Origin of the sequence: Kineococcus gurbantunggutensis (genome assembly GCF_050871925.1) — a bacterium.
In the GTDB taxonomy this organism is placed as follows: Bacteria; Actinomycetota; Actinomycetes; order Actinomycetales; family Kineococcaceae; genus Kineococcus.
This window is the reverse complement of sequence record NZ_JBJLSG010000050.1, coordinates 20,511-30,941: the sequence shown is the minus strand read 5'-3', so window position 1 is coordinate 30,941 and position 10,431 is coordinate 20,511. Positions and strand designations below refer to the sequence as shown.

Here is a 10,431-nt window from a genome sequence, read left to right as displayed (position 1 = left end):
GGGCGACCCGGCGCCCGGGTCGCCCGCCCCGCGGCGGGAGGGGGCCGCTCAGCCCTTCTTGGCCTTCGAGGCCGTCTTGGCGCGCGCGGAGGCCTCCAGGACGACCTTGCGGATGCGCACGGCCTCCGGCGTCACCTCGACGCACTCGTCCTCGCGGCAGAACTCCAGCGACTGCTCCAGCGACAGGTGGCGCGGGGGGATGAGGCGCTCGAACTCGTCGGAGGTCGAGGAGCGCATGTTGGTGAGCTTCTTCTCCTTGGTGATGTTGACGTCCATGTCGTCGGCGCGGGAGTTCTCCCCGACGATCATGCCCTCGTACACCTCGGCGGTGGGCTCGATGAACATCTGCCCGCGCTCCTGCAGGTTCGTCATCGCGAACGCGGTGGCCGCACCGGCGCGGTCGGCGACCAGCGAGCCGGACTGGCGGGTGCGGATGTCCCCGGCCCAGTGGTCGTACTTGGCGAAGAGGGTGTGCGCGATGCCGGTGCCGCGGGTGTCGGTGAGGAACTCGGTGCGGAAGCCGATCAGGCCGCGGGAGGGGACGTAGAACTCCATGCGCACCCAGCCGGTGCCGTGGTTGGTCATCGTCTCCATGCGGCCCTTGCGGGCGGCGAGGAGCTGGGTGACGGCGCCGAGGTACTCCTCGGGGCAGTCGATCGTCAGGTTCTCGAAGGGCTCGAGGGTCTTGCCGTTCTCGTCCTTGCGCAGGACGACCTGCGGCTTGCCGACGGTCAGCTCGTAGCCCTCGCGGCGCATCTGCTCGACGAGGATGGCCAGCGCCAGCTCGCCGCGGCCCTGCACCTCCCAGGCGTCGGGGCGCTCGGTGGGCAGCACGCGGATGGAGACGTTGCCGACGAGCTCGGACTCCAAGCGGTCCTTCACCAGGCGCGCGGTGACCTTGGAGCCCTTGACCCGCCCGGCCATGGGTGAGGTGTTGGTGCCGATGACCATCGAGATGGCGGGCTCGTCGACCGTGATGAGCGGCAGCGGGCGCGGGTCCTCGGGGTCGGCGAGGGTCTCGCCGATGGTGATGCCCTCGATGCCGGCGACGGCGACGATGTCGCCGGGGCCGGCCTTCTCGCCGGGCACGCGGGTGACGGCCTCGGTGACGAGCAGCTCGGTGACCTTGACGCGCTCGATGCTGCCGTCGTGCTTGCACCAGGCGACCTGCTGGCCCTTGACGAGCTCGCCGGAGAAGATGCGCAGCAGCGCCAGCCGCCCCAGGAACGGGGAGGCGTCGAGGTTGGTGACGTGCGCCTGCAGCGGGGTCTCGGGGTCGTAGGTCGGCGCCGGGATGGTGTCGATGATCGTCTGGAACAGCGGGACGAGGTCCTCGGAGTCCGGCAGGCCGCCGTCCTCGGGCTGGTTCAGCGAGGCGCGCCCGTTCTTGGCCGAGGCGTAGACGACGGGGACCTCGAGCAGCTTGTCGGCGTCGATGCCCTCGACGTCGGCGGCCAGGTCCAGCAGCAGGTCGTAGGTCTCCTCCACGACGGCGGCGATGCGCGCGTCGGGGCGGTCGACCTTGTTGACCAGGACGACGACGGGCATCCCCGCGGCCAGCGCCTTGCGCAGCACGAAGCGCGTCTGCGGCAGCGGGCCCTCGGAGGCGTCGACGAGCAGCACGACGCCGTCGACCATGGACAGGCCGCGCTCGACCTCGCCGCCGAAGTCGGCGTGGCCGGGGGTGTCGATGATGTTGATGGTCATGCCGCCCTCGGGAGCACCGGGGCCGGCGTACCGGACCGAGGTGTTCTTCGCGAGGATGGTGATGCCCTTCTCGCGCTCGAGGTCGCCGGAGTCCATGACGCGGTCGGCGACGTCGGCGTTGGCGCGGAAGGCGCCGGACTGCCAGAGCATCGCGTCGACGAGCGTGGTCTTGCCGTGGTCGACGTGGGCGACGATCGCGACGTTGCGCAGGTCCTCGCGGGTGCTCAGGGGCATGCTGGTTCTCGATCCGCTGCGTGGTGAGGGGGTTGACGCTCCAGTCTACCGCCAGAGCTCCGCCCCCCTCTTTCGTCACACCTTCGGCCGACCGGTGCGCGCGGGCGCGATCAACGCGCTGACCTGCGCGGACACCGTGCGGGTGGTCCTTCCGAGCCACGGCTGATTGGTTCGGGCAGACCGGTGCGTGCCACCCTGTGGGCCATGTCAGCACCCGCCCACCACGGTTCCCTCACCCCCCCGACGCCCTCGGAGGGGGCCGCGCCCGGTCCCAGCCGCCACCCGGTGGACAAGGTCGTCTTCGGCGTCAGCGCGCTCGCCGTGCTGGCGTTCATCGGCCTGGCCCTCGCGGTCCCGGACGGCTTCTCGACGGCGTCCTCGAACGTCCTGGCGTGGCTCACCTCGAACTTCGGGTGGGCCTTCGTGCTGGCGGCGACGGGCTTCGTCGGCTTCTCGGTGTGGCTGATGCTCTCCCGGTACGGGACGGTGCGCCTCGGCCGCGACGACGAGCAGCCGGAGTTCTCCACCGCGTCCTGGTTCGCGATGATGTTCAGCGCCGGCATGGGCATCGGCCTGCTCTTCTACGGGGTGAGCGAGCCGATCTCCCACCTGGGCACCCCGCCGGAGGCCGGCGTGGTGCCGTTCACCGAGGACGCCGAGCGGTACTCGATGATCTACGCGCTCTTCCACTGGGCGCTGCACCCGTGGGCGATCTACGCGGTCGTCGGCCTGGCGCTGGCGCACGCCTGGTACCGCAAGGGCCGCACGGGGGGCTTCTCGGCGCCCTTCGCCCCGCTGCTGCGCGGGCGCCCCGGCCCGGCCAAGGCCATCGACGTGCTGGCGATCTTCGCCACCCTCTTCGGCACCGCCACCTCCCTGGGCCTGGGCGCGGCGCAGGTCAACGGCGGCCTCGACCAGGTCTTCGGCGTGGCGATCGGCACGGGCACGCAGGTCGTGATCGTCCTGGTCCTCACCGCCTGCTTCGTGCTCTCCGCCTTCAGCGGCATCGAGCGCGGCGTCAAGTGGCTCTCCAACGCCAACATGGTGCTGTCGGTGCTGCTGCTGCTGTTCCTCTTCGTGGTGGGCCCCACGGTCTTCATCCTCAACCTGGCCCCCACGGCGGCCGGCAACTACCTCTCCGCCCTGCCGCGCATCTCGCTGCGCACCGGCGCCTACGGCGGCAGCGAGTGGCTGTCCGGCTGGACGATCTTCTACTGGGCGTGGTGGATGTCGTGGGCGCCCTTCGTGGGCACCTTCCTGGCGCGCATCTCGCGCGGGCGCACCGTGCGCGAGTTCGTCCTCGGGGTCGTCGCCGCGCCCAGCGCCATCGCGCTGGTGTGGTTCTCCGTCCTCGGCGGCACGGCCCTGCACGCGCAGATGCGCGGGGACGTCGACATCGCCGGCATCGAGGCGCAGGAGAGCCAGTTCTTCAGCCTGCTGGACTCGCTGCCCCTGAGCTCGATCAGCTCGGTCGTCGTCATGGTCATGATCGCCGTCTACTTCGTGACCAGCGCCGACTCCGCCAGCATCGTCATGGGCTCGCTGAGCTCGCACGGCGCCGACGAGCCGAACCGCTGGGTCACGGTGGCGTGGGCGCTGCTCACCGGCCTGACCGCCGCGACCCTGCTGTGGGTCGGCGGCGCGGGCGGCGGCGGCATCGCCGCCCTGAAGAACGTGGCGATCATCGTGGCCGCACCGTTCCTCGTGGTGATGATCGGCCTGTGCGCGGCCCTCGTGAAGGACCTGCGCAGCGGCGCCGAGAACGCCGCCCCGCAGGACGCCGCCCCGCAGCCGGTCACCGGCGCCGGGGGGACCGGCGCGCGCCGCTAACCGCGCGCCAGCTCCTGCAGCCGCTCCACGAGGGGGACGTCGCCCGGCAGCCAGTCGACCGAGCCCCACTCCCCCACCGGGAGCCAGCGCAGGGCGCGGTGGTCCTGCAACGGCGCGGGATCGCCGCGCACCACGCGCGCCCACCACACCCGCATGGCGAGGTCGCCGCCCAGCGGCCACGCCCCGCCCGCCGGGCCGGGCACCTCCGAGCCCAGCTCGACGCCCACGCCGAGCTCCTCGTCCAGCTCCCGGTGCAGGGCCTCGCGCGGGGGCTCGCCGGGCTCGACCTTGCCGCCGGGCAGCTCCCAGCGCCCCGCCAGCGCGGGCGGGGCGCTGCGCTGAGCCGCCAGCAGCACCCCGGGCCGCTCCAGGTCGTCGACGAGCGCGGCACCGACGACGAGCCTCACGCGCCGGCCCCCGCCCCGGCGGTGGCCGCGTCGGTGGCCGCGCCGGTGGCTCCGGTGGTCCCCGCGGCGGTGCCCGTGCCGGTCTCCGCAGCGGTGCCGGCGGGCAGCGGCTGCGCCCCGCGGGCGGCGAGCAGGTCCGTCAGCACCTGCGACTCGCTGCGCTGGCTGGTGGCGATCGCCCGCGCCAGCGAGCGCAGCTGCTCGTCGCCGACGCGCTCGGCGCCCGTCTCGGCCATCTCCAGGCCTCCCTCGTGGTGGCGCAGCATGAGCTGCAGGAAGTCCACCTCGAACACCTCGCCCGTCTCCGAGCCCAGGCGCGCCAGCTCCGCGGCGGTGGCCATGCCGGGCATGGTGCGGCCCTGCTCCTGCTGGCGCAGGTGCTCGGCGTGCCCGGCGGTGCCCTCCATCCAGGCCATCACCGGCCCGGAGCCGCGCAGCGGCACGCCCCACTGCCCCAGCAGGGCCTGCATGCGGCCCACCTGGTTGCCCTGAGTGGAGGCGACGTCGACGGCGAGCTGGCGCACCTCCGGCGAGGGGGCGGTCTGGATCGCCTCGTAGGCCATCGCGACCGCCTGCTGGTGGTGGGTGCTCATGTCGCGGGCGAAGCCCACGTCGGCGGACTGCTCGCCCGGGGCGTCGGGCAGCGCCCGGCCGAGCAGCACGCCGACCACGAGCGCGGCCAGCAGGGCGGCCACCAGCAGCAGCGCCCCGCGGCCGGTGCGGGGGGCGGGGGAGGTCACGACCTCACCCGGTGGGGGTCCCCGTGCCGTTGCTGCACAGCGCGCCGGGCTCGGGGGTCTGCGCGCCCTGCACGTACTCCTCCAGGAACGCGCCGACGCGCCGGTCGGAGGCGTCCTGGACCGTCAGCTGGTGGTTCCACGCGGACAGCACGATCGGCGCGGGCAGGTCCGGGTACGGCGAGAGCAGCGTGTAGTCGTCGCCCTCGACCGCCTCGCGCAGCCGCTGCACCTGCTCGGCGGGCAGGTCGGGCCGGTAGGTGATCCACACGGCGCCGTGCTCCATGCTGTGCACGGCGTTCTCGTTGGGCACCGCCGCGTCGTAGACGCCGCAGTTCTGCCACACCGGGTTGTGCTCGCCGCCGACGGGCGGGTTCTCCGCATACTGCACGGGCTCCTCGGTGTGGGCGCCGGCGGTGTACTGGAAGGTGCGCACCGCCTCCAGCGACGGCGGGTCCGGCTGCGCGGCGATGACCGCGGCCACCCCCGCCCCGGCGCCGGCCACCAGCACCACGGGCACGGCGATCAGCGCCACCTTGCGCCGGCGCGCGCGGGCCCGGTCGGCGCGCTGCATGGCGGCCACCCGTGCCGCGCGGTCCTGCCGGCCGGCGTCGGCCGGGCCGGTCGGCTCGTCCTGCGTGTCGGGCATCGACTCCCTCTCCCCGCGGGCGCCCGTGCGGCGGCCCGCTCCCAGTCTGCAACGCCGGGCGGGGCGCGCGGGTTCGGCCCCGCGGCGGGGCGGGGTGCGTGATCTGCGCCACGGGCCCGCGCGTCCCCGCGCGGGGCACGGTCGGGGCCCGGTCGGCGGCCAGCCGGCGGGGTGCGCTCAGCCGTGCCGGCCCGCGCGCGCCGCCTCGCGGGCGCGGCGGGCGCGCTCGCCGTGGTCCAGCCGCGCGGAGGCGGTGAGGCGGTGGCGGGGGCTGGTGCGCCAGTACACGACGGCGACCCCGGCGGCGACGGCCAGCACGGTCAGTGCGACGACGAACTGCATCCGCCCAGCGTAGCCACGGCGCCGCGCGCCGTCAGCGCAGCGCGCGACCCGCCCGGCGCGCCCCTACCCTTCCGCCGTGGTCGACACGCACCCCGACGAACCCGTCCTGCACGCCTCCGACGTCGACGCGCGCCTGAACCGCCTGCGCGCGGGCGTGCTGGGCGCCAACGACGGCGTGGTCTCCGTCGCCGGCGTCGTGCTGGGCGTGGTGGCGGCCACCGACCACCCCGGCGCGCTGGCGGCCTCGGGCGTGGCCGCGCTGGTGGCCGGGGCGCTGTCGATGGGCACCGGGGAGTACGTCTCGGTGAGCACCCAGTCCGACACCCAGCGCGCGCTGCTGGCCAAGGAGCGCTGGGAGCTGGCGGAGATGCCCGAGGTGGAGCTGCGGGAGCTGGCGGCGATCTACGAGGCCAAGGGCCTCTCGCCGGCGCTGGCGCACCGGGTGGCCGTGGAGCTCACCGAGCACGACGCGCTGGCCGCGCACGCCGAGGCCGAGCTGGGCCTGGACCCCGAGGAGCTGACCAGCCCCTGGCAGGCGGCGCTGGCCTCCACCGCGGCGTTCACCGTCGGCGGCCTGCTGCCGCTGCTGGCGGTGCTGCTGCCGCCCGAGCGGGCGCGGGTGCCGGTGTGCGCGGTGGCGGTCGTGCTCGCGCTGGTGCTCACCGGCGTGGTCAGCGCCCGCCTGGGCGGGGCGCCGGTGCCGCGCGCGGTGGCCCGCAACGTCGGCGGCGGCCTGCTGGCGATGGCGGTGACCTCCGCGATCGGCCACCTGGTCGGCGCCGCGACCTCACACGCCCAGCTCGATGCTCCCGCCGGGGATGGCCTCCAGCAGCGCCCGGGTGTACTCCTGGCGCGGGTTGCGGAAGACCTCGTCGGTCGTGGCGGACTCGACGAGCCGGCCCTTCTGCATGACGACGACGTCGTCGGCGATCTGGCGCACCACGGCGAGGTCGTGGGTGATGAACAGGTACGTCAGCCCCAGCTCGGCCTGCAGGTCGTTGAGCAGGGTGAGGATCTGCCCCTGCACGAGCACGTCCAGGGCGCTGACGGCCTCGTCGCACACGACGACCTCGGGGTTCAGCGCCAGGGCGCGGGCGATGGCCACGCGCTGGCGCTGCCCGCCGGACAGCTCGTTGGGGTAGCGGCGGATCGTGCCCGCCGGCAGCGCGACCTTGTCGAGCAGGTCGCGCACGCGCGCCTCGCGGGACTTCGCGTCGCCCGTGCCGTGCACCCGCAGCGGTTCCTCGATGGTGCGGAAGATGCTGAAGGAGGGGTCCAGGGAGCCGTAGGGGTTCTGGAAGATCGGCTGCACCCGGCGGCGGAAGTCGAAGCGCTGGCGCGCGTCCAGCGTCGTGATGTCCACGCCGTCGAAGCGCACGGTGCCCGAGGTGGCGGGCAGCAGGTTCAGCACCATCTGCGCCACGGTGGACTTGCCCGAGCCGGACTCGCCCACCACGGCGGTCGTGGTGCCCCGGCGCACGGCGAAGCTGACGCCGTCGACGGCCTTGAGCTTCTCCCCGCGCGGGCCCGAGCCGCGGATGGTGAACACCTTGGTGAGGTCCTCGACCTCGATGACGTTGCGGGTCTGCTCCACCCCGACGTCGCTGCCGGCCACGGCCGCGGCGTGCGCCTGCGCGGCGTGCTCGGCGGCGGCGGCGGTGACCTGCTCGCGCTGCGTCGCCGAGCGCAGGCGCTGGGAGGCCAGCGAGGGGGCGGCGCGCACGAGCCGCTGGGTGTAGGGGTGCTGCGGGTCCTGCAGGATCTGCAGCGCGGGCCCGGACTCCACGACCTGGCCCTTGTACATGACCACCAGGTGCTCGGCGCGCTCGGCGGCCAGGCCCAGGTCGTGGGTGATGAGCAGCACGGCGGTGCCCAGCTCGCGCGTCAGCCCGTCGAGGTGGTCGAGGATCTGGCGCTGCACGGTGACGTCGAGCGCGGAGGTCGGCTCGTCGGCGATGAGCAGGCGCGGGCGCGAGGCCAGGCCGATGGCGATCAGGGCGCGCTGGCGCATGCCGCCGGAGAACTCGTGGGGGTACTGCTTGGCGCGGCGGTCGGCGTCGGGCAGCCCGGCCTCGGCCAGCAGCTGCGCGGCGCGCTGCTTGGCGGCGCGGCCCCTGGCCAGGCCGTTGGCGGCCAGCGCCTCGCGCACCTGGAAGCCGATGGTCCACACCGGGTTCAGGTTCGACATGGGGTCCTGCGGCACCAGGCCGATGTGCTTGCCGCGCAGCTCGACGAACTCGCGCTTGGAGGCGTGCGCGATGTCCTTGCCGTCGAAGAGGACCTGCCCGCCGACGACCCGGCCGTTGCCGGGCAGCAGCCCGATGACGGCCTGGGCGCTGGTGGACTTGCCCGAGCCGGACTCGCCGACGACCGCGACGGTCTGGCCGGGGTAGACGGTCAGGTTCGCCCCGCGCACGGCGTGCACCGCCCGGCCGCCGGAGGTGAAGTCCACGTGCAGGTCGCGCACCTCGAGCAGCGGCCGGCCGGGGTCGCCGGCGGGGCGGCCGGGCTCGCGCGCGCTCTGGTCGGCGGCGTCGGAGGCGGGCATCAGCGGGTCCGGCCCTTCGGGTCCAGGGCGTCGCGCAGGGCGTCGCCGAGCATGAGGAAGCTGAGCACGGTGACCGACAGGCCGATCGAGGGCCACAGCAGCACCCACGGGTCGGTGCGCAGGGTGGTCTGCGCGCGGCTGATGTCGCCGCCCCAGGAGACCGTGCTCGGCGGCAGGCCGATGTTCAGGAAGGACAGGGTGGCCTCGGCGGCGATGAACGTGCCCAGCGAGATGGTGGCCACGACGATGACCGGGCCGAGGGCGTTGGGCACGACGTGGCGCACGAGCACCTTGAGCCTGCCCAGGCCCAGGGACGTGGCGGCGGTGACGTACTCGTTGGAGCGCACCTGCAGCACCGAGCCGCGCATGATGCGCGCCACCTGCGGCCAGCCGAAGACCGCCAGGGTCAGCGCGACGGAGAAGCTGTTGCGGAAGTCGTCGAGCATCTGCATGAGGATGATGCCGCCCAGCAGCAGCGGCACCGCGAAGAAGATGTCGGCGAAGCGGCTGAGCACCGCGTCCAGCCAGCCGCCGAAGAAGCCGGCCAGCGCGCCGAGCACGCCGCCGACGAGCACGACGAGCGCGGTGGCGATGACGCCGACGCTCACCGAGGCGCGGGCGCCGTGGACCAGGCGCGAGTAGACGTCGGTGCCCTGCTGGGTGAAGCCCAGCGGGTGCCCCTCGGCCGAGCCCTCCAGCGAGCGCGTCAGCTCCGCGAAGCGCGGGTCCACCGAGGTGAACAGCGAGGGGAACAGCGACACGACCACCAGCAGCAGGATGATCAGCGAGGAGACGATGAACAGCGGGCGCCGGCGCAGCTGGCGCCAGGCGTCGGCCCACAGGCTGGTGGGCGGGGCCTGCTCGTCGACGGCGTCGACGGCGGCCAGCGGCGTCTCCTCCAGGGGGGCGACGTAGTGCTCCTGCCCGGGGCGCACGGCGGCGGTGGGGCGGTCAGGCATAGCGGATCCTCGGGTCCAGCACGGCGTAGAGCAGGTCCACGGCGAGGTTGGCGAGCAGGTAGACCATGACGAGGATGGTGACGACCGAGACGACGGTCGGCCCCTCGCCGCGGATCACCGACTGGTAGACGAGGTTGCCCACGCCCGGCACGTTGAAGATGCCCTCGGTGACGATGGCGCCGCCCATGAGCGCGCCCAGGTCGGTGCCCAGGAAGGTCACGACGGGGATGAGCGAGTTGCGCAGCACGTGCACGGTCATCACCCGCGGGCGCGAGAGGCCCTTGGCGGTGGCGGTGCGCACGTGGTCGGCGCTGAGGCCCTCGGCCACCGAGTTGCGGGTCAGCCGCAGCACGTAGGCGAAGGACAGCGCGCCCAGGACCACGCCCGGCAGCAGCAGGTCGGTCAGCCCGGGGTCGGAGCCGACCGTGGGGTTGACGACCCCCCACTTCACGCCGAAGAGGAACTGGGCGACGAAGCCGAGGACGAAGACCGGGATGCCGATGACGACCAGGCTGACGACCAGGACGGTGGAGTCGAACCAGCCGCCGCGGCGCAGGCCGGCGAGGAAGCCGAAGAGGACGCCGAAGACGGCCTCCACGGCCAGCGCCACGAGCGCCAGCTTGATCGTCACGGGGAAGGCGCCGGCGATGAGGTCGATGACGGGCCGGCCGGTGAAGGACTGCCCGAAGTCGAGGCTCAGCGCGCCCTTGATGAAGAGCAGGTACTGCACGAGGAACGGCTCGTCGAGGTGGTACTGCTCCCGCAGCCGCGCCGCGGTGGCCTCGTTGACGCCGCGGTCGCCGAACAGGGCGGCGATGGGGTCGCCGGGGAGCAGGAAGACGAGCGCGTAGATGAGCAGCGTCGCGCCGAAGAAGACGGGCACCATCTGCAGCAGACGGCGCCCCACGTACCAAGCCATGCGGGGCCTCCTCGGGGCGGGGCGCCGGCACGAGCGCCGCCCCGGTCGAGCGGTCGGGTGACCCGGCCGCTGGTGCGCACCGGGTGCTCCGGGACGCCG

The 10,431-nt window shown here is 73.9% G+C and carries 9 protein-coding genes and 1 pseudogene; 2 read left to right on the top strand and 8 right to left on the bottom strand.

Translation table 11 applies throughout. From position 1 onward, the window contains the following. Positions 1-48: 48 nt before the first annotated feature. A complete protein-coding gene (gene typA / locus ACRYR7_RS11565; protein ID WP_432572240.1) occupies positions 49-1,941 on the bottom strand; it encodes a translational GTPase TypA in 1,893 nt (630 codons plus the stop codon). A gap of 204 nt (positions 1,942-2,145) precedes the next feature. Between typA and ACRYR7_RS11560 the strand changes: the two genes are divergently transcribed. After that, entirely contained in the window at positions 2,146-3,771 is a 1,626-nt protein-coding gene (locus ACRYR7_RS11560; RefSeq protein WP_432572239.1) for a BCCT family transporter, read from the top strand. On the opposite strand, the gene ACRYR7_RS11555 is transcribed toward ACRYR7_RS11560, so the two are convergent. From ACRYR7_RS11555 to ACRYR7_RS11540, 4 genes are all read right to left on the bottom strand, one after another. Continuing rightward, positions 3,768-4,178, bottom strand: coding sequence for a (deoxy)nucleoside triphosphate pyrophosphohydrolase (locus ACRYR7_RS11555; protein ID WP_432572238.1), 411 nt, complete (start codon positions 4,176-4,178; stop codon positions 3,768-3,770). The two genes, ACRYR7_RS11560 and ACRYR7_RS11555, sit on opposite strands and share 4 nt — an antisense overlap. Beyond that, positions 4,175-4,918 carry a DUF305 domain-containing protein gene (locus tag ACRYR7_RS11550; protein WP_432572237.1) on the bottom strand — a complete coding sequence of 248 codons (744 nt, stop codon included), beginning with the start codon at positions 4,916-4,918 and terminating at the stop codon, positions 4,175-4,177. Before ACRYR7_RS11550 ends, ACRYR7_RS11555 begins: the two co-directional genes overlap by 4 nt. Positions 4,919-4,922: 4 nt before the next feature. After that, positions 4,923-5,564, bottom strand: coding sequence for a DUF3105 domain-containing protein (locus ACRYR7_RS11545; RefSeq protein WP_432572236.1), 642 nt, complete (start codon positions 5,562-5,564; stop codon positions 4,923-4,925). A gap of 177 nt (positions 5,565-5,741) precedes the next feature. Next, on the bottom strand, positions 5,742-5,906 hold the full coding sequence (locus tag ACRYR7_RS11540; protein WP_432572235.1) for a hypothetical protein: 165 nt from the start codon (positions 5,904-5,906) through the stop codon (positions 5,742-5,744). 76 nt (positions 5,907-5,982) lie between these two features. On the opposite strand from ACRYR7_RS11540, the pseudogene ACRYR7_RS11535 reads away from it, so the two are divergent. Then, positions 5,983-6,696: pseudogene (locus ACRYR7_RS11535) on the top strand (VIT1/CCC1 transporter family protein); the annotation flags it as partial. Here the strand turns inward: ACRYR7_RS11535 and ACRYR7_RS11530 are convergent. The 3 genes from ACRYR7_RS11530 to ACRYR7_RS11520 are packed head-to-tail and all read right to left on the bottom strand — an operon-like array spanning position 6,694 to position 10,332. Next, positions 6,694-8,454 (bottom strand): dipeptide ABC transporter ATP-binding protein, encoded by a 1,761-nt coding sequence (locus ACRYR7_RS11530; protein WP_432572234.1) that lies wholly within the window; start codon positions 8,452-8,454, stop codon positions 6,694-6,696. The pseudogene ACRYR7_RS11535 and the gene ACRYR7_RS11530 overlap by 3 nt on opposite strands. After that, complete coding sequence (locus tag ACRYR7_RS11525; protein ID WP_432572233.1) at positions 8,454-9,413, bottom strand: ABC transporter permease; 960 nt, start codon at positions 9,411-9,413, stop codon at positions 8,454-8,456. The genes ACRYR7_RS11530 and ACRYR7_RS11525 overlap by 1 nt, the downstream gene beginning before the upstream one ends. Beyond that, positions 9,406-10,332, bottom strand: coding sequence for an ABC transporter permease (locus ACRYR7_RS11520; RefSeq protein WP_432572232.1), 927 nt, complete (start codon positions 10,330-10,332; stop codon positions 9,406-9,408). Before ACRYR7_RS11520 ends, ACRYR7_RS11525 begins: the two co-directional genes overlap by 8 nt. Positions 10,333-10,431 lie beyond the last annotated feature (99 nt).